This window comes from Pseudomonas sp. HLT2-19-2, assembly GCF_054898005.1.
The window spans coordinates 2,062,428-2,084,771 of sequence record NZ_CM142712.1 but is presented as its reverse complement, the minus strand read 5'-3'; the positions used below and the strand labels follow the sequence as shown (position 1 = coordinate 2,084,771).

Below are 22,344 nucleotides of genomic sequence, written 5' to 3'. Positions count from 1 at the left end.
ATTCAAGCTAGGTGGTTTCGGCCACTTAGCCAGTTTCCTTCTGTCTTGGAAAGCTATTGTTTCTCTTCCAGCACCAGAATCAACGCCTCATCGGCCAATTGATCGAGGTTCATGCTGCCACCGGCGCGAAACCAGGTGGTGGTCCAGGACAACGCCCCCGTCAGAAAGCGGCGGGTGATGAACACGTCCCCGCGAATAAAACCGGCGTCCTTGGCCTCGCCCAGCACCTGTAGCCAAAGGTCTTCATAAATGTCACGCAGCGCCAGCACTTGCGCCTGCCCGTCTTCGGACAGCGAACGCCATTCATAGACCAACACCGCCATGGCCTCGCCGCTGCCGCCCATGATCGACTGCAATTCACAACGAATCAGCGCCAGCACTCGCTCACGCACACTGTCGGCTTCTGCCAGGGCTGCGCGCATTAACGCGGTGTTGTAGCGAATGGTTTCCTCCATCACCGCCCGCAGGATCTCGTCCTTGCTTTTGAAGTGATGAAAAATACTGCCCGACTGAATGCCCACGGCGCCGGCCAGATCGCGCACGGTGGTGCGCTCAAAACCTTTGTTGCGGAACAGGTGAGCCGCCACTTGCAGCAGTTTGCCGCGGGCGCTGTCCGGGTCGGTCAATTGGCCGCTGTCGACCAATTCGCGCATCACCCTCAGGGCTTTTTGCTCGTCCACCCGATCTCTCCTACAGTCGATCAATCAAATACGCCGCTCACCGCTAAAACAGCGGGGTTGCGCGGGCAATTTAAGCTGGCCGGGGCGCCCAAGCAAGCGCTTGGGAAGAAGATAGTTAAGGCGTTTACAAACCAAGCGCTTGCTTGGTAGTCTCGATGCACTTCTATCGGAGGTGACTATGGAATTGACTGGGCCCAAAACAATTCGCATCGGTTGCGCCAGCGCCTTCTGGGGCGACACCTCGACCGCTGCCGCGCAACTGGTGGAAGGTGGGCGTCTGGACTATCTGGTCTTCGATTATCTGGCGGAGATTACGATGTCGATCATGGCCGGCGCGCGGATGAAAGATCCTCAGGCCGGTTACGCCAACGACTTCATTGAAGTCCTCAGCCCGCTGCTGGGTCAACTCGCCGAACAGAAAATCCGCGTCATCAGTAACGCAGGCGGAGTCAATCCACAGGCTTGCGCCGCCGCCCTGATCGCTGCCTGCGACAAGGCCGGGGTGGCGTTGAAAATCGCCGTGCTGCTGGGCGATGACCTGCAGCCGCAGCTCAAGCAGCTGGGCAGCAGCGGTATCCATGAAATGTTCAGCGGCGCGCCCCTGCCGCCGATGTGCGTCTCGACCAACGCCTACCTCGGCGCACCGGGCATCGTCGAAGCCCTGCGCCTGGGCGCCGACATTGTGATCACCGGGCGTGTGGTCGACAGCGCGGTGGTCAGCGCTGCATTGGTGCATGAATTCGATTGGTCCTGGCACGACTACGACAAACTCGCCCAGGCCGCATTGGCCGGGCACATCATCGAATGCGGCGCCCAGTGCACCGGCGGCAACTTCACCGATTGGCGCGAGGTGCCCGACTACGAACACATCGGCTTCCCCATCGTCGAAGTCAGCGCCGACAGCCAGTTCATCGTCAGCAAACCCGAAGGCTCGGGCGGACTGGTTACACCGCTGACGGTCGGCGAGCAGATGCTGTATGAAATCGGCGACCCGCAGGCGTATCTGCTGCCGGACGTGGTCTGCGATTTCACTGAAGTCAAACTCGTGCAACAAGGCAAACATGCGGTTCAGGTGCACGGCGCAAAAGGCTTGCCGCCGACCGATCAGTACAAGGTCAGCGCGACTTACCCGGACGGTTTCCGCTGCACCGCCAGTTGCCTGATCGCCGGGATCGATGCAGTCGACAAGGCGCGTCGAGTCAGCGAAGCCATCATCAACAAGACGTCGGAAATCTTCAGCCAGCGTGGCTGGCCACCCTACAGCGAAGTGAACATCGAACTGCTCGGCAGCGAAGCCACTTACGGCCCCCACGGTCAGCGCCATGACAGCCGCGAAGTGGTGATCAAACTGGCGGTGCGCCATCCGGGTAAACAGGCGTTGATTGTGTTCTCCCGGGAAATCGCCCAGGCCGCCACCGGCATGGCGCCGGGACTGACCGGGATTGTCGGTGGACGGCCGACGGTGTATCCGCTGATCCGGCTGTTCTCGTTCCTTATCGACAAAACCGCCTGCACGCTGGAAATTGATCTCAAGGGCCAGCGCCACCCATGCGCCCTGCCCGCCGTTGATGTACTCGACACCGCCGACCTGCCCGTGGCGTGCGCCCCACCGAAACCCTCAGACCGGGCCGATGCCAGCGTGGCCCTGGTCAAACTCGCCGTGGCACGCTCCGGTGACAAGGGCAACCACAGCAACATCGGCGTCATGGCCCGCGAGCCGGAGTACCTGCCGTGGATTGCCGAAACCTTGACGCCAGAAGTGATCGTCGACTGGATGAGTCATGTCCTCGACCCGATCCACGGCCGTGTCGAACGCTGGTACCTGCCGGGCACCCACAGCCTTAATTTTCTGCTGGAGAACGCCCTTGGAGGCGGTGGTGTGGCCAGCCTGCGGATCGATCCGCAAGGCAAAGCCTTCGCCCAGCAACTGCTGGAAATCCAGATACCGGTGCCTAAACGCATCGCCGACCAAGTCAACTAGAGGACTGTCGCCATGGCATACGATTCGATTTTCAAAGCCGATTTGTTTGCAGGCCAAACCATCATCGTCACCGGTGGCGGCAGCGGCATCGGCCGTTGCACCGCTCACGAACTGGCGGCCCTCGGCGCCCATGTGCTGCTGCTCGGACGCAAGGTCGACAAGCTGAAAAACGTCGCCGCCGAGATTGCCGAAGATGGCGGCAAGGTGGATTGGATGGCCTGCGATATTCGTGAGGAAGAAGCGGTCAAGTATGTGGTCAGCGAGTTGATCCGCAAGCACGGACCGATTCACGGACTGGTCAACAATGCCGGCGGGCAGTACCCGGCGCCGTTGGCGTCGATCAATCAAAAAGGTTTCGAAACAGTGTTGCGCACCAACCTGATGGGCGGCTTCCTGATGGCCCGGGAAGTGTTCAACCAGTCCATGAGCACGCACGGCGGCGCCATCGTCAATATGCTCGCCGACATGTGGGGCGGCATGCCCGGCATGGGGCACTCGGGCGCAGCGCGTTCGGGCATGGACAATCTCACCAAGACCGCCGCGTTCGAATGGGGTTATGCCGGGGTGCGGGTCAACGCGGTGGCGCCGGGCTGGATCGCGTCCAGCGGCATGGACACCTACGAAGGCGCGTTCAAAGCGGTGATCCCGACGTTGTGCGAGCACGTGCCGCTCAAACGCATCGGCACCGAATCGGAAGTCAGCGCGGCGATCGTTTTCCTGCTCAGCCCGGCAGCGGCATTTGTCAGCGGCAGCACCTTGCGCATCGACGGCGCCGCCAGCCTGGGCGGGCGCGCCTGGCCGATACACAAGGCGCAGATCAGCGAGTCATATAACGGTTTTCACCGTGCCTACCTCCCTGACGTGCTCAAGGACAAGGAATAAGTCATGCCGGTGATTCAGTCGCAAGTGGACCCGTTCGGCGAGCAGTTCGCGCTCAATCGAGCGGCGATGCTGGTCGGCATCGAGCACGTCCGCCAGCTCGAACAGAACCTGCTGAACAAGGCTGCCGAAGCCAAACCCAGGTTCGACAAGCGCGGCCAATTGTTGCCCCGCGAACGCCTCAATCTGCTGCTGGACCCTGGCGCACCCTTCCTCGAACTGGCCAGCCTGACCGGCTATAAACTGCATGACGACAAGGACGGCAGTTCGGCTGGCGGCGGTTTGATCGCCGGGATCGGTTACGTGTCCGGCGTTCGGGTTCTGGTGGTAGCGAACAACAGTGCGATCAAGGGCGGGACCATTTCCCCCAGCGGTTTGAAAAAATCCCTGCGCCTGCAACAGATCGCCATGGAGAACAAACTGCCAGTCATTACCCTGGCCGAAAGCGGCGGCGCGAACCTCAATTACGCAGCGGAGATTTTCGTCGAAGGTGCCCGCAGCTTTGCCAATCAGGCGCGGATGTCCGCCATGGGGTTACCGCAAATCACGGTGGTTCATGGTTCGGCCACGGCCGGCGGCGCTTATCAGCCGGGGCTCTCGGATTATGTAGTGGTGGTGCGTGGCAAGGCCAAGCTGTTTCTTGCCGGCCCGCCACTGCTCAAGGCTGCCACCGGCGAAGTCGCCACCGATGAAGCACTGGGCGGCGCCGAGATGCACGCGCAAATCGCCGGCACCGCTGAATACCTGGCCGAGAGCGATGCCGATGGCGTGCGGCAGGTGCGCGAGATTGTCAGCCTGCTGCCGTGGAATGCCCGGTTACCTTTAGCGCCTGCGCGGCACTGGGAAGAACCGCTCTACCCCATCGAAGAAGTGCTCGGACTGATTCCTGACGATCCGAAAAAACCTTACGACGTGCGCGAGATCATCGCGCGAATTGCCGACGGCTCGAACTTTCTCGAATTCAAGGGCGAGTTCGATCAGCAAACTGTCTGCGGCCATTTGCAGATTCAAGGCCGCGCCTGCGGGTTCATCGGCAACAACGGGCCGATCACCCCCAAGGGTGCGAGCAAGGCGGCGCAGTTCATTCAGCTCTGCGACCAGAGCCAGACGCCGCTGCTGTTTTTCCACAACACCACAGGGTTCATGGTTGGCACCGAGTCGGAGCAGCAAGGCGTGATCAAACACGGCGCGAAGATGATTCAAGCGGTGGCCAACGCCCGGGTGCCTAAACTGACCCTCGTCGTCGGCGGTTCCTACGGCGCCGGCAACTATGCGATGTGTGGCCGCGGCCTCGACCCGCGCTTCATCTTTGCCTGGCCCAACAGCCGCACGGCGGTGATGGGCGGCGCCCAGGCCGGTAAAGTGTTGCGGATCGTCACCGAGGCCAAACAGGCCAAGGACGGCCTGGTGCCCGACCCGAAAATGCTCGACATGCTGGAACAGGTTACCGCGCAGAAACTCGACAGCCAGTCCACCGCGCTGTATGGCAGCGCCAGTTTGTGGGATGACGGGTTGATCGACCCTCGCGATACCCGGACCTTGCTTGGGTACTTGCTGGATATCTGTCATGAGGCTGAAGTGCGGCCGCTGCAATCCAACAGTTTTGGTGTAGCCCGCTTCTAGGGCGTTCAGGAGAACAATAAAAATGATCTTCACCCAGGAACACGAAGCACTGCGCCGCACTGTCCACCAATTCGTCGATCACGAGATCAATCCTCACGTCGAGGAATGGGAAAAGGCCGGACGCTTTCCGATCCACGAGATCTTTCGCAAGGCCGGTGATCTTGGCCTGTTGGGGATTTCCAAACCGGAAAAGTTCGGTGGCATGGGTCTGGACTACAGCTACTCAATCGTCGCTGCCGAAGCGTTCGGCACCATTCATTGCGGCGGGATTCCGATGTCCATCGGCGTGCAAACCGATATGTGCACCCCGGCCCTCGCCCGCTTCGGTTCCGATGAATTGCGCGAAGAGTTTCTCCGGCCGGCCATCACTGGCGAGCAGGTCGGCTGCATCGGTGTTTCCGAAGTCGGCGCCGGCTCCGATGTAGCCGGTTTGAAGACCACCGCCCGCAAAGACGGCGACGACTACGTGATCAACGGCAGCAAGATGTGGATCACCAACGCACCGAGCGCGGACTTCATCTGCCTGCTGGCCAACACCTCGGACGACAAACCCCACATCAACAAGTCGCTGATCATGGTGCCGATGAACACGCAGGGCATCAGTCTCAGCTCGCACCTGGACAAGCTCGGCATGCGCAGCTCGGAAACCGCTCAGGTGTTTTTCGATAACGTGCGGGTGCCGCAACGCAACCGCATCGGCCATGAAGGCGCGGGGTTCATGATGCAGATGCTGCAGTTTCAGGAGGAACGGCTGTTTGGCGCGGCGAACATGATCAAGGGCCTGGAGTACTGCATCGACAGCACCATCGAGTACTGCAAGGAGCGCAAAACCTTCGGCAATGCGCTGATCGACAACCAGGTCATCCACTTCCGACTGGCCGAACTGCAAACCGAAATCGAATGCCTGAGGGCGCTGGTCTATCAGGCCACCGAGCAATACATCAAAGGCCAGGACGTCACCCGCCTGGCGTCCATGGCCAAACTCAAGGCAGGACGGCTGGGCCGCGAAGTCAGCGACAGTTGCCTGCAATATTGGGGCGGCATGGGCTTCATGTGGGACAACCCGGTGGCCCGCGCTTACCGCGATGTGCGGCTGGTGTCGATCGGCGGCGGTGCCGACGAAATCATGCTGGGGATCATCTGCAAACTCATGGGCATCCTGCCGGGGAAAAAGAAATGAGCACCCTGCCTGTTTGCCAGACCTTGTTGCTCGAACCCCATAACGGTGTCCTGCACATCACCCTCAACCGCCCCGAAAGCCGCAATGCCATGAGTTTGCAAATGGTCACCGAACTGCGTTCGGTACTGGCAGCAGTGCGTGACGACCGAGGTATTCGCGCGCTGGTGATCGGCGGTGCCGGCGGGCATTTCTGCGCCGGGGGCGACATCAAGGACATGGCCAATGCACGCGCTCAAGGTCCGAGCGCCTATCGCGACTTGAATCGAGCGTTTGGTGCGCTGCTGCAAGCGGTGCAACACGCGCCGCAAGTGGTGATCACGGTGCTGCAAGGCGCGGTGCTCGGCGGTGGTTTTGGTCTGGCCTGCGTCAGCGACGTCGCCTTGGCCGATCACCAGGCGCAATTCGGTCTGCCGGAAACCAGCCTTGGTCTGCTGCCCGCGCAGATCGCGCCGTTCGTGGTGCAGCGCATCGGCCTGACTCAGACTCGCCGACTGGCGCTGACCGCGGCACGTTTCGATGGCACACAGGCACGGCGCATGGGGTTGGTGCATTTTGTCGAGCATGACGCGCAAGCGTTGGCCGAGCGTCTCGATGAAATTCTGGCCCATGTGTTGTGCTGCGCGCCGGAGGCCAATGCGCGGACAAAAAAACTGTTGCTGGCGAGTGCCGGGCAGCCGTCGAATGCGTTGCTGGATGAAGCGGCCGAGTGGTTCAGCGAGGCGGTGACCGGGGCTGAAGGAGTCGAGGGGACCATGGCTTTTGTGCAAAAGCGTAAACCGGGGTGGGCGCCTTAACAGCATCTCCATCACATTGACCGCAACACTTAAGGGAAGAAGCCATGCCCACCCTGAAAAAAATCCTGGTCGCCAACCGTGGTGAAATCGCCTGCCGCCTCCAGCGCACCGCCCAGGCCCTGGGCTATCGCACGGTCGCGGTGTTCAGCGATGCCGACGCCGGTGCCCTGCATGTGCAGATGGCCGACGAAGCTGTGAACATCGGCCCGGCCGCGGCACAGCAGTCTTATCTGAGCATCCCGGCATTGCTCGACGCCGCCCGGCGCACTGGTGCCGACGCAATCCATCCCGGCTACGGCTTCCTCTCGGAAAACGCAGGGTTCGCCCGCGCCTGCCAGAATGCCGGCATCACTTTCATCGGCCCCAGCCCCGAGGCCATCGAACTGATGGGCAGCAAACGCCTGTCGAAACTCGCCATGATCAAAGCCGGTGTGCCGTGCATCAAAGGCTATCAGGGCGCCGAACAGGACGACGCCACCCTGAGCCGCGAAGCCGCACGCATCGGTTATCCGCTGATGATCAAGGCCAGTGCCGGCGGTGGTGGGCGGGGCATGCGCCTGGTGCACGAGGCCAATGACTTGCTGGAACAGCTGCGCACCGCCCGCTCCGAAGCGCTGCACGGGTTTGGCAGTGACGAGCTGATTCTTGAGCAGGCGTTGGTTGATCCGCGCCACGTCGAGGTTCAACTGTTCGGCGACCAGCACGGCAACCTGATCTACCTCGGCGAGCGCGATTGTTCGATCCAGCGCCGCCACCAGAAAGTCATCGAGGAAGCCCCCTGCCCGGTGATGACCGCCCAATTGCGTCAAGCCATGGGTGAAGCAGCGCTCAAAGCCGGTCGCGCGGTGAATTACGTCGGCGCTGGCACCGTCGAGTTTCTGCTGGATGCGCGAGGGCAGTTTTACTTTCTAGAGATGAACACCCGACTCCAGGTGGAACACCCGGTGACTGAATTGATCACCGGCCTCGATCTGGTGGCCTGGCAGTTACGCGTCGCTGAAGGGCTGCCGCTGCCGCTGCGTCAGGAACACGTACAACTCAACGGACATGCCATGGAAGTCCGTTTGTACGCCGAAGATCCGGCGCACGATTTTCTGCCACAAACCGGTCGCATTGCCGCGTGGCAGCCAGCGTTGCAGGGCGATATACGAATCGACCATGGCCTGATCGAAGGCCAGAACGTCAGCCCGTTCTATGACCCGATGCTGGGCAAGATCATTGCCCACGGTGCTACCCGCGAAGAAGCCCGGCGCAAGTTGCTGCGAGCGGTGCAGGACAGCGTACTGCTCGGCGTGCAAAGCAATCAGCGCTTGCTCGCCAGTCTGCTGGAACATCCGCAGTTCATCAGTGGCGAGTTCAACACCGGGTTCATCCCGACGTATTTTTCCGACCATGCCTGCCTGCACACCCGAGTACCCGACGCTGAAGAACTGGCAATCGCCGCAGCGTTGTTCTACCAGGCCTGGGCACAGGTTCATCCCGCACCACTGGCCGGTTGGCGCAACAACGCCAGCGTGCCGTTGCACTATCGAATCGGCCTTGATGATCAGGATTGGTCAGTGGAATTGAACGCTGTGCCGGGGGAACCGTATCGGATTCAAGTCGCTGAGCAAAATGTTGAATTAACGATCATCCAGTGCGACGGACGCTGGGCCAGCCTGGAAGTCAACGGTATCCGGCGACGCCATGCCTACCGTCTTGAGGCGGGACAACTCTGGCTGTTCACCCGGCCTGGCAGTTTACAGCTGGTGGATCGGACCCAGGCCTTGGTCAGCAGCCAGGTCAGCGTCAGCACCGGCACCCTCAAGGCTCCGATGGACGGGGCGATCGTCGACGTGCTGGTCACTGAGGGCAGTCCGGTCAGCAAAGGCCAGTTGTTGGTCGTGCTGGAGGCCATGAAAATGGAGCATCCGCTCAAGTCGGGCATCGACGGCGTGCTCAAACGCTTGCAGGTCAGGGTCGGTGATCAGGTGAAAAATCGTCAGATTTTGTTGGAGGTCGAATAAGCCGCTAGGCGGATCCGCTGGCTTTGGCTACGCTCAAGCCCTATCAGGACGCGGATACCAGGAACCCTGCGATGCCTCACTGGCTGGTCATTGATCTCGAAGCCACCACCGATGAAGGTGGTTGGCCAGTAACTGAAATGGAAATTATCGAAATCGGCGCCACCCTGGTGGACCGAAAAGGTCGAGAACTGGATAGCTTTCAGTGCTTCGTGCGCCCGACGCATCGACCTTTGCTGACGCCGTTTTGCCGGGAACTGACCCACATCACCCAGGCCAACATCGATACTGCGCAGCCTCTGAGCGAGGTCTGGGCATCGTTCGAATGCTGGCTCGGCCAGCATCACTCGCGCCTCGAAGGCTGGGCCAGTTGGGGCGATTACGATCGCAAACAGCTGCTTCAGGAATGGCAGAAACTGCAACTCGACAGCGCCCTGAGCCGAGTGCCGCACATGAACCTCAAGCAGCGCTTTGCCAAGGCTCGTCGGCTGGAACGCCCGCTGGGGCTCAATGGCGCTCTGCAACTTGCGGGCATGCAGTTTACCGGGCAGCAACACCGGGCGCTGGAAGACGCGCGCAATACAGCGCGTCTGTTACCACTGGTTCTCCCCGTCTAGAGAGGTGACGGCGCCAAGGGCCTTGTGCATACTGGCCAGCCCTTTTTAGCCCTTTTCGAGGAATCGCCCATGTTTAAAGTCAACGAGTACTTCGACGGCACCGTCAAGTCGATCGCCTTTGGCACCGCTGAAGGTCCTGCGACCATCGGCGTCATGGCACCGGGCGAATACGAATTCGGCACCAGCCAGCGTGAAATCATGCACGTGGTAACCGGCGCCCTGACCGTCAAACTGCCGGACAGCAGCGACTGGGAAACCTTCGCCGCCGGCAGCCAGTTCAACGTACCCGCCAACTGCAAGTTCCAGTTGAAAGTGGCCGTCGACACGGCTTACCTGTGCGAATACCGCGGCTAAACCCCCGAGTTTTCACAGCGACAAAAAAATGCCCGTGTCCTTGGACACGGGCATTTATCATTCAGGGTCGTTTATTCCAGGACCGTGACCGGCATGCCCACTTCGAGTTGGCCATTGCCGTCATTGACCAGGTTCTGGCCGAACATTGCGCCGTCTTCCTGCGCGCGGTATTTCTGCAGGGTCGCCAGCGGTTCGCGATCTTCACTGCGCTCGCCGGTTTGCGGGTCGATGGTGGTCAAAATGCAGCGTGAACACGACTTGACCACGCGGAACTCGACATCGCCGATGCGGATGCGCTTCCAGCCATCTTCGGCATACGCCTCGCTACCTGCAATTACCAGATTGGGCCGAAAGCGCAGCATTTCCAGCGCACGCCCGACCTTTTGCGACAAGTCTTCCAGGGATGTCTGTCCGATCAGCAACAGCGGAAAGCCATCGGCGAAGGCCACCTGATCGTCATCCTTGCCGTAGCCGGCCTGGGTGGTCCGCGCGCGATCGAGCGGCACTTGCACCAGACGCGTCGGCTTGCCAATGAACTCACTGACCCACGCACCGGCCTCATCACCGGCATCGGGGACTCGCAAACTGTCTCGAAAGATGGTCACGCCGCGCAGTTCAGCGTCGCTGGCCGGCAAGGCAATATCGATCGCTGAGCGTCCCGGAGCACTGAGGGTCAAGCCACCTTCGGCATTCCACAGCGCCGACAACTGACTCATCTGCCCCACTACGCGCTGGGTCAGGAAACGGCCGCTGGCCTCGTCCACCAGCATCCACCGTCGGTCACCGTCCAGGCCCAGCTTGTCGAGGCTGACCTGCTGCAGGATCTCGCCCTTGCCGGATTTCAACGGATAACGATAAAGCGCGCTCAGACGCAACATGGCCAGCTCCCTGGTGGGCAAAAAACGCCACCCTATACGAGCTTGATCGCCGAATCAAAGGCTGACTTCAGGCCAGCCTCTGCGTGGGGTGTCAGGCAGGCACTTCGTCGAGCATCAGACGCTGGCGCACCACATCGACGAGTTTGTCCGGCTGGAATTTGGAGAGGAAGTTGTCGCAGCCGACTTTCTTGACCATCGAGTCGTTGAAGCTACCGGACAACGAGGTATGCATCACCACGTAAAGACCACGCAGACGCGGGTCGTTGCGGATTTCCGTCGTCAGGCGATAGCCGTCCATTTCCGGCATTTCCGCGTCGGTGAAGATCATCAGCAGTTTGTCGGTCATGTTCACACCGGTATCGGCCCATGCCTTGAGCATGTTCAGTGCCTTCAAGCCATCGCTGGCAATGTGCATCTTCACGCCCAACTGACCCAGGGTGTCACGCAATTGCGAAAGTGCCACGTTAGAGTCGTCCACCAGCAGCACTTCACGGCCACGGGCACGTTCCAGAACCGGATCTTCGAGTTTGTCGCGCGATACCTTCGCGTTGTACGGGACAATTTCCGCCAGGACTTTTTCGACGTCGATGATTTCCACCAACTGGTCGTCGACCTTGCTGATAGCGGTCAAGTAATGTTGACGACCGGCGCTGGCCGGCGGCGGCAGAATGGCTTCCCAGTTCATGTTGACGATGCGGTCCACGCCGCCGACCAGGAACGCCTGCACCGAACGGTTGTACTCGGTGACGATGATCGTGCTGGTAGGGCTTGGCACCAGCGGACGCATGCCGATCGCCTGGGACAGGTCGATCACCGGCAAGGTCTGGCCGCGCAGGTTGACCACGCCGCAGACAAACGGATGACGCTGGGGCATCAGGGTCAGCTTCGGCAGTTGCAGCACTTCCTGCACTTTGAAAACGTTGATTGCGAACAATTGCCGCCCGGCCAGCCGGAACATGAGAATTTCCAGGCGATTCTCACCCACCAGTTGCGTGCGTTGGTCTACCGTGTCGAGAATGCCGGCCATCAATGACTCCTGGGCTTGTTCTGATGAAATTCACTAAAGGGGGTTATCGGCTGTTTTTGCCGGACCTTGACCCCCCTGTAAAATGCCACGATCAAACATTGATGTCACATTAACATCATGCTTTACTGGCCAAGTGACTTCATCTGCTTCATTCCCTCCCGCGAGACCTCGTTTCGTTCGGGTGGTTCCTTTGTGTAAGGGATTCCCCTAGTAGCAATCAGGCCCAACCTGATATTCGCAATATCCAATAGCCATTAATGTGACGCCATTCTCATTGCATGAACGGAGTCAGGCTTTTGTGTGCGATCGCAGGTCAGTGGCCATCCCCCCTATCGAGTTCCCCAGCCTGCAGCCAGACAGGCCGGAGCGCGATCTTACGATGGCACGGCAATGCCGCTACTCCGACCGTCCTCGTCGACACACACGACATTCCCTCATTTGACATGACGTTGTGGAGATAAACATGCCGAACGATCGTAAAGAATGGGCTCAGCAGCACGCGGAGTTTCTCGTCGAAGCTGAGACGCTCCTGGACAAAACCGAGGAATGCCTGAGTCATTTGCAACTGATCAGCAATGACATGGACGCCATCGACTGCATGCTCAGCACCCTGCTCAAACTGGCCAAAAAGGCTGATACGCTTGCTCTGGCAGCGGTTTCGGAGTTTTCGTTGCACATTCATGGGTTGCTGAGCCACGCCCAGAATCACGTGGACTTGCACGAGCAGGCCTTGGGTGCGCTGAAAGACTGCCTGACGTTGATCGCCTGGCAACTCGAGCTTATCGATCAGAACACCGGCCAACTCAGCCTCGATGACAGTGAACAGACCTCTCTGATCGAAGCCTTCGCCTGCCAGGTCGGACACAGTCAGTTTCATCCACCCGCTAATTCCAAACCGTTCGCACTCGTCTCCTTTTCAGGACGGCAAGCCTGAATTTATCGGAGCACTATGCCGTGCTCCGATTTTTTATTGCCGTGACTGCCTCTCTAACTTTAGCGACGTTATGTCGCAATTGAATATTCCATACCCGTTAACGACAATTCGAACCCAATAAACAATTCCTGCCGCACAACTTTTTCCATTATGGAGCCGACGTCCATAACTTCCTGTTTTCTGACTCTTCAGACCTATATACCAAACGCGACCAACGGTATCTTAAGTGGTATTATGCCGCCCGTTAGTTGACGTCAATTAATGGCAGAGTGACTCCAGACAGAGACCGTCATCCGTTATGACCGGTCTTCCCGCAGCGAACATCCATTGGCTCCATCCGCTATGTACGCCAGCCTCAAGTCAATCACCCTATGCCCACCCTCCCGAAAAAACGCGCGTTTGGTCACGCTTATGTTGTGTACCTGCTCGGCGATTGGCAGCCTGCTGATTTACAGTCTGTCCACTCGCCTGCCGCTGAGCCTGCTGGTGCTCAATGTTGCGGCGCTGACCTGCGTCTGGGTGGAGCATTGCCTCTCGCGCAAATCGATAAAGTTTCAACCTCAAGAGTTGGCCGACCGGCTGTTGGAGGTTCAAGAAAACGAACGTCACCGGCTCAGTCGAGAACTGCATGACGACATCGGCCAGTTGCTGACCGCGGCAAAACTTCAAAGTGACTGGCTCAAGCGCCGAATGCCCGAAGAACTTCAGGGCCAATGTTCGGTGCTCTGCGACACGCTGGAAGAAACCCTGACCAAAGTTCGGGATGTATCGGCCATTCTCAATCCCAGGCAGCTGACCAGTCTCGGGCTGGAAGCCAGCCTGCGTGCGCATTTACTCAAGACACTGGCCAACACGTCGGTGCACTGGAGCCTGGAATGCCATCAGCGCTTAACCGGTATACCGGAAGAAATGGCGCTGGCCGCCTTTCGAATAACCCAGGAAGCGGTCACCAATATACTGCGCCATGCCGACGCGCAAAATCTGCAGGTCCGCCTGCAACGTCTGCCTCAGGGACTGGCGCTGTCGATCAGCGACGATGGTCTGGGTTTCGCGCCATCGATGGATCCAGGTCGTGAAGGGCAGCGCGGAATGGCGGGGATGTCGGAACGGATCGATCAGCTCGGCGGCACATTGAGCGTTACCAGCGAGCCGGGCAAAGGCACTCAAATCGAAGCTCTCTTCCCCTGGGCACCTCGTGCGCTCGAACGGGCCAGCTCGAATAAGGTTATGCATTGACTTGTAACTTACTTCTGGTGGATGACCACTCGCTTATCAGGGCAGGCGTGCGCGCTCTGGTGCTGGATATTCCAGGCTACGCGGTAATCGGTGAGGCCAATGATGGCTCGCAGTTGCTCGAGATGGTCGAGCAGCTGTCCCCGGACATCGTCCTGCTGGATATTTCCATGAAGGAAACCAGCGGCCTTGAAGCCTTGCAGCGACTCAAGCGAGTTCGCCCGCAGAGCAAGGTGCTAATCCTGTCGATGCACACCGATCCTGCACTCATCATGCAGGCACTGGAATCCGGCGCACATGGCTACCTGCTCAAGGACACCACGGCCACCGAGCTTGAACATGCCCTGGAAGCCTTGCGTAACAACGAACGCTACCTGAGCCCGGCCATCGCCCACACCGTCATTAACCAGGCGCTGACCCGATCTCAGAAACACCAGCCGGAACCTGCTGACTCCCACAACCTGACAGCGCGTCAGCTGGAAATCCTTCGGCTGATCGTTCGCGGAAAATCCACCCGGGAGATCGCCAACGGCCTGGGTCTCAGTATCAAGACGGTCGAAACTCATCGCTCACAGATCATGAAGCGCTTGCAGATCTACGATGTGGCGGGCCTGGTGCTGTTCGCCGTTCGCGAGCAGATCATCAGCCTGGATGATTGATCAATTGCGATGACCCCAGCAGCGGTGAGTTTTCAGGCAAATGTACGCGCAGTGCTGCCGGACGAGCCGAGAAACGCAAGCTGTCGCCTTCCAGAGGCTCGCCATCGAGGTTGATGTAGAGGCCTTCCGCAACCTTGATTTCTACCCAGGGCAATCGGACTCGTACAAACATGTTGTCGATGCCGAAGCCATCGGTCAGCAGGTTTTTCAAGGTCCCGACGACTTCCTGCGGAGCAGGCAGAATACTGATGTCCAGCAGGCCATCGTCCGCCAGCGCTTCTGGGCACAACACGTGTCCGCCGCCGGCCTGTCGGCCATTGCCGATGCCCAATGCCAACAGCTCGCCACTCCACTGAAAATCAGGACCCTGCAACTCGCCATAGGCCGCGTGCAATTCACTGAATCGCGATAAACCGGTGAACAGATAGGCCGCGCCCCCGAGGATTTTTTTCAAGTCCTCCGAGGTGTTTGCAGTGACCTGACTGCCAAAACCGCCCGTGGCCATATTCAGGAACACCTGCCCGCCGACCTCCCCCAGATCAATGGCGCTCGGCGCAGTGTCAAGCAGAGCCAGCGCCTGATCGGGCTCCAGAGGCACGCCGGCGGCACGAGCGAAATCATTGGCGGTCCCCAAGGGCATCAGTATCAGGCTGGCCTGCGTTGTATGCGCCGCCATGGCCTCGGCAATATCACGCAAGGTGCCATCACCGCCGCCGGCGATGATCTGCATGTAGCCTGCCGCCAGCGCTTCATCCACCAGCCGCTGTGCGTCGCCGGCCTCCCAGGTCACTCGAACGGCTAGCTCCCAACCCTGTTTGCGCTTGCCCTCCACGGCAGAACGAACCGCCTCGTTGAGCGCTTGCTTGCCATGCAGAATCAACAGTGCCTTGCGATCGCTCATTGCTGTCACTCCCAAGATTGAATTCCGTATGGGAGATGTTGACCTCGTCGCGCCACATAAAAGTCGAAAAAATTTGAATTATTTGTCGGCGAGCCGCATGGCGTCCTACAAGGCGGGACTTTTTCTTACAAAACCTGAGGAATCGGCTCAATTGACCGGCAAGTGGGATTGGTACACCTTGGCGTCTGCGGTTATCAAACATCAGCAGGAAACACACAGGGACGTGCCATGCAAAGCCATGAGATCAGGTCACCGGTCATTCCGGTCGTACCGCTCGCAGAAAAACGCGCCAATCATCAAGCTGAATTCAAAGTCAGCGCTAAACCCACTGGAGAAGTTGATATGGAACCTCGCGTCGTTGAATTGGAGACACACCTAAAATACATCCGACGAGACATGGATGAAGTCCGTAGTGACGTCAAATCCATCAAACACAGGCTTGCCTATTCGGCTGGCGGAACGACCGTAGTCATCGGGCTTCTGGCCTGGATCGCCAATAGCCGTTTTGACCAGGTCGTGACACTCCTGGCTCATTGAGGGTTAGCCATGAACGCAAAACCCGGTTCGATCAACCGGGTTTGCGGCAAGCCTGCGGCAGGAATCAGCTCAGGACTTCGCTCAGCGGGATAAAGCTAACGCAGTCACCTTCGATCAGCGTGCGATCCTCCAGCACCTCAACCAGACCATCGGCCCAGGCGGCGCTACGCAGTACACCAGAACTCTGATTCTTGTAGATGATTGCCCGGCCATTCTCCAGACGTCCACGCAAGTACTCGCGCCGATTGCCTGCTTTGGGCCAGGTAAACCCTGCCGGAACCTGGAACTTCAAAGGCTCAACCTCTTTTACGCCCTGTCGACGCAAGAGATAGGGCCTTGCCAACAAAGCAAAGGTCACCAGCGTCGACGCCGGATTGCCAGGCAAACCAATTACAGGTACGCCGCGAAAATGCCCAAATGTCAGCGGTTTACCTGGTTTGATGGCGAGTTTCCACAACGTCAACTCGCCCTCTTCACGCAAGGCAATGCCCAGAAAGTCCGCCTCTCCCACCGATACACCACCGGTCGATAGAATCAGGTCGACATCCTTCAATTCACCAAGGCGAGCGCGAGTGGTTGCTAAATCATCCGGAAGAATACCGGCATCGATCACTTCACAGCCCAAGCGCTGCAACCAACTACAAAGCAACACACGATTGCTGTTGTAGATCTGTCCCGGCCCCAGAGGCTGACCCGGTTCAATCAGTTCATCCCCGGTGGACAGAACAGCAACACGAACCTTGCGAATCACATCCAGCTCTGCACATCCCAGCGATGCGGCCAGCCCCTGTTCGATCGGCCCGAGGCGCGTGCCGGCTGGTAGAATCAATTCACCTACAGTGGATTCCTGGCCTTGAGGGCGGATGTTTTGTCCGGAGGCCATGGTTTCGGTGAAACGGACTCGCTCATCCGCCTGAACCTCGGTGTTCTCCTGCATCTCGACGCAATCAGCACCTGCGGGAACTGGCGCACCGGTGAAGATTCGTGCACAGGTGCCGGGTTTCAAGGGCTCCGGAGCCTGTCCGGCAAAAATCTTCTGGCTGACCACCAGTGACTCTCCAGTCCAGTCAGCCGTGCGCAAGGCATAACCGTCCATGGCACTATTGGGCCAAGGTGGTAGATCGAGCGTCGAGACCAAGTCATCGGCCAGCACGCGGTCCTGAACCTGCGCCAATGGCAAGCGTTCACGCTCACGAATCGGTGAAGCTTCAGCTAATGCCAGCAAGCGTGCCAGTGCCACCTCGACAGCCATCAGACTATCCGTCTTGCCTGGCTTACCCGCGGGATTCACAGGGTGCCGCCTGTTTGAGATGAGCGACGAAATTGCACGGGCGGTGCCGCGAATCGAGCTGCTCGGCAAGAATGCCATCCCAACCGGTACGCACGGCATTGGTCGAACCCGGCAAACAGCAGACTAGCGTGCCATTGGCCAAGCCGGCCAGGGCACGGGACTGAACAGTAGAGGTACCGATATCCGCCACCGATATCTGCCTGAATAGCTCACCAAAACCGTCGACCTGTTTGTCCAGCAGGCAAATCACCGCTTCCGGAGTGCTGTCGCGTCCAGTGAAACCAGTACCGCCAGTGATTAGCACGACCTGCACGACATCGTCGGCAATCCAGTTGGCGACTTGCGCACGAATTTTGTAGAGGTCATCTTTGAGCAGAATACGGGCCGCAAGGTTATGACCAGCGGCACTCAACCGGTCGACGAAGACCTGGCCTGAGGTATCGGTTTCCAGGGTACGGGTATCGCTGACCGTCAGCACCGCGATGTTGAGCGGCGCGAAAGGTACATCAGCCTTGGCTGTCATAGGCTCATCCAGTTGTAGGAGAAACAGCCCGGTGTTATATCACAGCGCCTCATTTTTTCGCCGCTCCCATGGAGACCTGCCATGACCTCGAATACACATTTGCCGCCCTGTTCCATTCTGCTCCTGGCAGGTGGTCGTGGCCAACGCATGGGCGGTCAGGACAAAGGATTGCTGGAATGGCACGCCGAGCCGCTGATTGCCCACTTGCACCGCAAGACCCGAACGTTAAGCGATGATCTGATCATCTCCTGCAACAGAAACCTGGAAAAGTACGCGCCCTACGCCGACCAGCTGGTTCATGACGATGAAGGCGACTTTCCAGGCCCCCTGGCCGGTATTCGCGCTGGCCTGAAGGCCGCCCGCCATGCGCATCTGCTGGTGCTGCCTTGTGACGTACCACTCATCGATGCCGCGCTGCTCAATAGCATGCGCGAAGCAGCCAGCCAGCACCCGGACCTACCGTTGATGCTGCGCCATGGTCAACACTGGGAACCCTTGTTGTGCATTATCCCCGTGGCACTCTTGGCAGATTTCGACAGTGCCTGGAACGACGGCGAACGCAGCCCGGGTCGCCTCATGCGCAAACTGGGCGCTACTGCCCTGCAATGCCCCGACAATGACCCGCGCCTGGCCAACCTCAACACACCAGAACTGTTAAGTGCCCTCAACACTGTGTCAGACTGACAGGAGAAGGAACTTGCGCGCGCTGTACACGTCTCAAGCTCAGTAACCAAAAGAATTCATATTCGGAGACACACTCATGACTCAACGGACCCTCGCCACTTTCATGCTCGCACTGGGCCTCGCTACCCTCGCCGGTTGCGCATCGCCTACAGTGATCACCTTGAATGACGGTCGAGAAATCCAGGCTGTCGACGCGCCACAGTTCGACAAAGATTCGGGTTTCTACGAATTCGAACAACTGGATGGCAAGCAGACCCGCATCAACAAGGATCAGGTTCGTACCGTTAAAGAGCTGTAATTTTTGCGGTGACAACCTGATATGGAAAAGCCCGCTTTATGCGCAATGCTGTTCACTTAAGCGGAGCAGCTTTGCGGTTAACCGGATACCGGGTTTTTGACATCTTCACCGCCCTGGGCCTCGCCGGTCTGGGGCGTTTTGTTATGAAAAGCACACCGATGCTGCCGCGAAGCTCTTCCAGACGTCTTGGTGTGTGTGACGGCGACACTGCTCCAGCCATGACGACGAGATGGCTGGCGATGTGCCGACAGGCAAACTTGAAACTCACTTCGCTCGGCGCTCGCTTATGAGCAACCGCCGCCTGGCTGGCTTCCCGACGTACCACGTTGTAAGCCAGTAACAGTCCCCACAACTCTTGATACACCAGATCCACGGTCTTGCTGCGCAGGGTCAAGGCATTGTCTTGCATCGAGCTTTTGATATCCCTGAAGCCCAGCTCTATTTCCCATCGCTCGTGATAAAGGCTGGCGATCTGTTCGGCGCTGAAGTGTGAGGCCGGCAGCGAGGTGAAGACGGTTTTTTCTTTCCCTTCGACTTCATAGGTGACGGCCCGTACTTGCCAGTACTCAGGCAAAAGTGGGTTCTTCTTGCGTGCCTGCGGCGAGACTTTCATCTGTACCAGGTAATCACCATCGCCGTAGTGTTCAATCTCTGTACGAACCGTACCTTTGCGCTCCGGGATCATCCAATGCCGGTTTCTCTCAGTACTTTGGATGCTCAACAACAAGTCTGCACTGAAAAAACCTTTGTCCAGCAGTGTCACCGAATGATTGGGTATGGTCTCGACGAAGTCCTTGGCCAGCGGGATTTCGCCCTTGCGGTAAGGGCTGATAGCCGCATTGGCGATGATGTGAGAGCGGGCGTTCATCAGCGCAACAAGGCGCAGCACCGGATAGGGAGTTTGACGCTCGGAGGAGGTATTGCCGGAGCCAAAATGTTCGCGCAATGATGACGTTTCCGGGGTTCGAAACAAGGCACCGTCGACGGCAAAAACCTGAAGGCCGTGCCAGTCGTCTTGCGGGTAGCGCTCGTATCCCCAGGTATTGGCGCACTGCTGAAACAGCCAGGCCACGGGCTGGTTACCCAGGCGCTGGCGCGCCTGAGACAGGCCGCTTTTGGCCAAAAGCACTTCATTGGCAAGGCCGTCGGCACAGATATTGAGTCGGCGAGCGACCTCAACTATTGGCTCTCCTCTGAAAAGCGCCATCCCCACTACCAGCCAAAGGACCATGTCCGAAGGCAGGCGTCGACGTCGGATAGTCGCTTTGTCCGCCAGAGCGGCCGCAGCGGTGATCCAATCCTGAGGAATGTGATCGGTGAACACCCCAAGGCGTGAGAGTGGCTGTTCAGCGAAGTCCAGAACAGCACTTAAATCCTGAGCAACAGACATAAAAAATCCGGAATCCTTATCAGATTCCGGATTTTCCTGCTGCCTGAGAATTAGTCAACAATCCTTAAGTGAACAGCATTGCGCTTTATGCGGGCTTTTTCGTGGCTGAAGATCAGCAGATTTGCTGAACTCGCGATCACCACTGCAGGGTGATGGTACTTTCGAATACTCTTTCCTGGCCGGTGACCGGATCCACAAACCGTAGCCCCTGAGCGAGTAGTTTCAAAGGATTGGCGTAGTCGTCCTCAACATCCTTGAATACCTGCGGATAAAACGGGTCGTTGCAGATACTGGCACCCAAAGCGGTCATGTGCACCCGCAATTGATGCTTCTTGCCCGTCACCGGGTAAAGCGCATAACGCCAGAGGTCACCGTTCTTCTCCCTGACCTCGACTGCCGTCTCGGTATTGCTGGCGCCAGGACCTTCCTGCATGCGGAAGAAAGGCTCGCCATCGATGAGCCGGCTCTTATGGACCAATGGAAAAGAAAGTTCAGGCAACGCTCGGGCAATTGCCTCGTAGCGCTTTTCGATCTGTCGCGTAGGAAACAACGACTGATACGCCGAACGGCTCTGAGGATTGGCGGAAAACAGCACCAGCCCCGCCGTGTGCCGGTCAATGCGATGCAAAGGCACCAGATGCGGGTTATCGAGTCGACGGATCAACCGTCGCAACAGGGTCTGCTCCACGTATTCACCCGCAGGAGTCACTGGCAGAAAATGCGGTTTGTCCGCCACTACCAGATGCTCATCCGCGTACAGAATCGATTCAACCACCGGGATCGGCTTTTCGTCCGGCACTTCGCGAAAATAGTGAATCCGCAGGCCTTCCTTGTAAGGCAAGTCCAGGGCGATTGGCATGCCTTGCCCATCAAGCACACGACCGCGGGCGATTCTGTCCAGCCATTGTTCACGGCCGATGGCACTGAAGTGTTCGCACAGACAATCGAGTACGGTCTGCCACGGGCCAGGCGGCAAGTAGAGCGTGCTGGCCTGGTTGTGTGCAGCAGAAAAAGATGAAGTGGACATACGAAAGCTCTAACCCTCAATACAGGGCGGCATTATCCAGCAGCGGCCGGAACGAACCTAGAAGAGAATCTTCAAGCCGGTATCTGCGTGCGCGCTGCCGCTTCGGTGAATTCCTTGAGCCAGCGCAACACATCGACCGCTTCCCAGCGACCGGGATCATAAAGCGCGTACAACAACCCCTGATAACCCACGACATCCAGTTGCCGGTGATAGCCCGCGCGCTGGAACAAGGCTTCGATTTCGGCGAAACAGGTATTGAAATGCAATTTGTTGAAGGGGGTTTTTCCTTCTGTCACCAGGCCATCCAGACGCAATTCGAGGACAGCCTCGCGTACCACGTCCGCCGACATCCGGTTCACGCTGTTCTTCAATTGTTCGACATTGACCACGATTCATCCCTCTCACGCCCGGACTGCCTACGCAAGGCAGGCATTACGAATAACTGTATGCGCATACAGTATCCGAACAGCACCGGTAAAGCCAAGGGGATCAATCGCAAAGTTCGACAGGCGGGAACACCGTCACCGCAAAAACCGCTTAACTCAGGAACGCCACAACCTGATCGGCACTAAACGGCCAGTCCAGCTCAGCGCCAGTATCGATCCGGCGTAACACCGGAATACGCAGACTGTAGGCTTCGTACCATGTTTCGTCGTCCGCGATATCCACCAGTTCGACCAGCAGACCGCGCTCGACAAATTCCATCAACATGGCTTCGGCCACTTCACAGAGATGACACCCAAGGGTGCCGAACAGCTGACATTCAGGAGGCATGACAATAAGACCCGGCAAAGTAGGCGTTCATTCTAGGCCCGCCATGAAAAGCAGTCGAGCCAGTGATCCGGACGTCT

Annotated in this window: 24 protein-coding genes; 14 read left to right on the top strand and 10 right to left on the bottom strand. The window is 58.5% G+C overall.

From position 1 onward, the window contains the following. Window positions 1-53: 53 nt before the first annotated feature. A complete protein-coding gene (locus ACYZTU_RS09700; protein ID WP_461969714.1) occupies window positions 54-680 on the bottom strand; it encodes a TetR/AcrR family transcriptional regulator in 627 nt (208 codons plus the stop codon). A 178-nt stretch (window positions 681-858) separates the two neighbouring features. On the opposite strand from ACYZTU_RS09700, the gene ACYZTU_RS09695 reads away from it, so the two are divergent. The 8 genes from ACYZTU_RS09695 (at window position 859) to ppnP (ending at window position 10,111) form a co-directional block, all read left to right on the top strand. Next, on the top strand, window positions 859-2,661 hold the full coding sequence (locus tag ACYZTU_RS09695) for an acyclic terpene utilization AtuA family protein (protein WP_461969712.1): 1,803 nt from the start codon (window positions 859-861) through the stop codon (window positions 2,659-2,661). A gap of 12 nt (window positions 2,662-2,673) precedes the next feature. Further along, a complete protein-coding gene (locus ACYZTU_RS09690) occupies window positions 2,674-3,543 on the top strand; it encodes an SDR family oxidoreductase (protein WP_461969710.1) in 870 nt (289 codons plus the stop codon). A gap of 3 nt (window positions 3,544-3,546) precedes the next feature. Beyond that, window positions 3,547-5,163 (top strand): geranyl-CoA carboxylase subunit beta, encoded by a 1,617-nt coding sequence (atuC, locus tag ACYZTU_RS09685; RefSeq protein ID WP_461969708.1) that lies wholly within the window; start codon window positions 3,547-3,549, stop codon window positions 5,161-5,163. A 22-nt stretch (window positions 5,164-5,185) separates the two neighbouring features. Next, entirely contained in the window at window positions 5,186-6,343 is a 1,158-nt protein-coding gene (gene atuD / locus ACYZTU_RS09680) for a citronellyl-CoA dehydrogenase (protein ID WP_461969706.1), read from the top strand. Beyond that, window positions 6,340-7,137, top strand: coding sequence for an enoyl-CoA hydratase/isomerase family protein (locus tag ACYZTU_RS09675; RefSeq protein WP_461969704.1), 798 nt, complete (start codon window positions 6,340-6,342; stop codon window positions 7,135-7,137). The genes atuD and ACYZTU_RS09675 overlap by 4 nt, the downstream gene beginning before the upstream one ends. Before the next feature lie 44 nt (window positions 7,138-7,181). Beyond that, window positions 7,182-9,143 (top strand): acetyl/propionyl/methylcrotonyl-CoA carboxylase subunit alpha, encoded by a 1,962-nt coding sequence (locus ACYZTU_RS09670; protein WP_461969702.1) that lies wholly within the window; start codon window positions 7,182-7,184, stop codon window positions 9,141-9,143. Window positions 9,144-9,214: 71 nt separating this feature from the next. Next, window positions 9,215-9,757 (top strand): 3'-5' exonuclease, encoded by a 543-nt coding sequence (locus ACYZTU_RS09665; RefSeq protein WP_461969701.1) that lies wholly within the window; start codon window positions 9,215-9,217, stop codon window positions 9,755-9,757. Window positions 9,758-9,826: 69 nt separating this feature from the next. Further along, window positions 9,827-10,111 carry a pyrimidine/purine nucleoside phosphorylase gene (gene ppnP, locus ACYZTU_RS09660; protein ID WP_307332261.1) on the top strand — a complete coding sequence of 95 codons (285 nt, stop codon included), beginning with the start codon at window positions 9,827-9,829 and terminating at the stop codon, window positions 10,109-10,111. Window positions 10,112-10,182: 71 nt separating this feature from the next. Here ppnP and ACYZTU_RS09655 read toward each other — a convergent pair whose 3' ends face one another. After that, window positions 10,183-10,989, bottom strand: coding sequence for an MOSC domain-containing protein (locus ACYZTU_RS09655; protein WP_461969699.1), 807 nt, complete (start codon window positions 10,987-10,989; stop codon window positions 10,183-10,185). A 91-nt stretch (window positions 10,990-11,080) separates the two neighbouring features. After that, entirely contained in the window at window positions 11,081-12,016 is a 936-nt protein-coding gene (locus ACYZTU_RS09650; RefSeq protein ID WP_461969697.1) for a chemotaxis protein CheV, read from the bottom strand. Between the two features lie 463 nt (window positions 12,017-12,479). Between ACYZTU_RS09650 and ACYZTU_RS09645 the strand changes: the two genes are divergently transcribed. From ACYZTU_RS09645 to ACYZTU_RS09635, 3 genes are all read left to right on the top strand, one after another. Further along, window positions 12,480-12,950 (top strand): hypothetical protein, encoded by a 471-nt coding sequence (locus tag ACYZTU_RS09645; RefSeq protein WP_461969695.1) that lies wholly within the window; start codon window positions 12,480-12,482, stop codon window positions 12,948-12,950. A 342-nt stretch (window positions 12,951-13,292) separates the two neighbouring features. Beyond that, entirely contained in the window at window positions 13,293-14,186 is an 894-nt protein-coding gene (locus tag ACYZTU_RS09640; protein ID WP_461970998.1) for a sensor histidine kinase, read from the top strand. Continuing rightward, window positions 14,183-14,842 carry a response regulator gene (locus ACYZTU_RS09635; protein WP_449644150.1) on the top strand — a complete coding sequence of 220 codons (660 nt, stop codon included), beginning with the start codon at window positions 14,183-14,185 and terminating at the stop codon, window positions 14,840-14,842. Before ACYZTU_RS09640 ends, ACYZTU_RS09635 begins: the two co-directional genes overlap by 4 nt. On the opposite strand, the gene yegS is transcribed toward ACYZTU_RS09635, so the two are convergent. Then, complete coding sequence (gene yegS, locus ACYZTU_RS09630; RefSeq protein ID WP_461969693.1) at window positions 14,826-15,743, bottom strand: lipid kinase YegS; 918 nt, start codon at window positions 15,741-15,743, stop codon at window positions 14,826-14,828. The two genes, ACYZTU_RS09635 and yegS, sit on opposite strands and share 17 nt — an antisense overlap. Before the next feature lie 228 nt (window positions 15,744-15,971). On the opposite strand from yegS, the gene ACYZTU_RS09625 reads away from it, so the two are divergent. Further along, on the top strand, window positions 15,972-16,280 hold the full coding sequence (locus ACYZTU_RS09625) for a hypothetical protein (protein WP_461969692.1): 309 nt from the start codon (window positions 15,972-15,974) through the stop codon (window positions 16,278-16,280). 64 nt (window positions 16,281-16,344) lie between these two features. Here ACYZTU_RS09625 and ACYZTU_RS09620 read toward each other — a convergent pair whose 3' ends face one another. Beyond that, window positions 16,345-17,571: a molybdopterin molybdotransferase MoeA gene (locus ACYZTU_RS09620; protein ID WP_461969690.1), complete on the bottom strand. Its 1,227-nt coding sequence runs from the start codon at window positions 17,569-17,571 to the stop codon at window positions 16,345-16,347. Then, window positions 17,555-18,094: a molybdenum cofactor biosynthesis protein B gene (gene moaB, locus ACYZTU_RS09615; RefSeq protein ID WP_461969689.1), complete on the bottom strand. Its 540-nt coding sequence runs from the start codon at window positions 18,092-18,094 to the stop codon at window positions 17,555-17,557. The genes ACYZTU_RS09620 and moaB overlap by 17 nt, the downstream gene beginning before the upstream one ends. Before the next feature lie 81 nt (window positions 18,095-18,175). Between moaB and mobA the strand changes: the two genes are divergently transcribed. Next, complete coding sequence (gene mobA / locus ACYZTU_RS09610) at window positions 18,176-18,778, top strand: molybdenum cofactor guanylyltransferase MobA (RefSeq protein WP_461969687.1); 603 nt, start codon at window positions 18,176-18,178, stop codon at window positions 18,776-18,778. A 76-nt stretch (window positions 18,779-18,854) separates the two neighbouring features. Continuing rightward, window positions 18,855-19,076 carry a YgdI/YgdR family lipoprotein gene (locus ACYZTU_RS09605; protein ID WP_282380102.1) on the top strand — a complete coding sequence of 74 codons (222 nt, stop codon included), beginning with the start codon at window positions 18,855-18,857 and terminating at the stop codon, window positions 19,074-19,076. 52 nt (window positions 19,077-19,128) lie between these two features. Here the strand turns inward: ACYZTU_RS09605 and ACYZTU_RS09600 are convergent, their stop codons facing one another. The 4 genes from ACYZTU_RS09600 to ACYZTU_RS09585 all read right to left on the bottom strand — a co-directional run bounded on the left by ACYZTU_RS09600 (window position 19,129) and on the right by ACYZTU_RS09585 (window position 22,267). Further along, on the bottom strand, window positions 19,129-20,466 hold the full coding sequence (locus ACYZTU_RS09600; RefSeq protein WP_461968601.1) for an IS4 family transposase: 1,338 nt from the start codon (window positions 20,464-20,466) through the stop codon (window positions 19,129-19,131). Window positions 20,467-20,602: 136 nt separating this feature from the next. Further along, window positions 20,603-21,493 carry a pseudouridine synthase gene (locus tag ACYZTU_RS09595; RefSeq protein ID WP_461969685.1) on the bottom strand — a complete coding sequence of 297 codons (891 nt, stop codon included), beginning with the start codon at window positions 21,491-21,493 and terminating at the stop codon, window positions 20,603-20,605. Between the two features lie 71 nt (window positions 21,494-21,564). Further along, window positions 21,565-21,882, bottom strand: a complete 318-nt coding sequence (locus ACYZTU_RS09590) for a hypothetical protein (RefSeq protein WP_008145883.1) — start codon at window positions 21,880-21,882, stop codon at window positions 21,565-21,567. 148 nt (window positions 21,883-22,030) lie between these two features. Beyond that, a complete protein-coding gene (locus ACYZTU_RS09585) occupies window positions 22,031-22,267 on the bottom strand; it encodes a glutaredoxin family protein (RefSeq protein ID WP_461969683.1) in 237 nt (78 codons plus the stop codon). Between the last annotated feature and the right edge of the window lie 77 nt (window positions 22,268-22,344).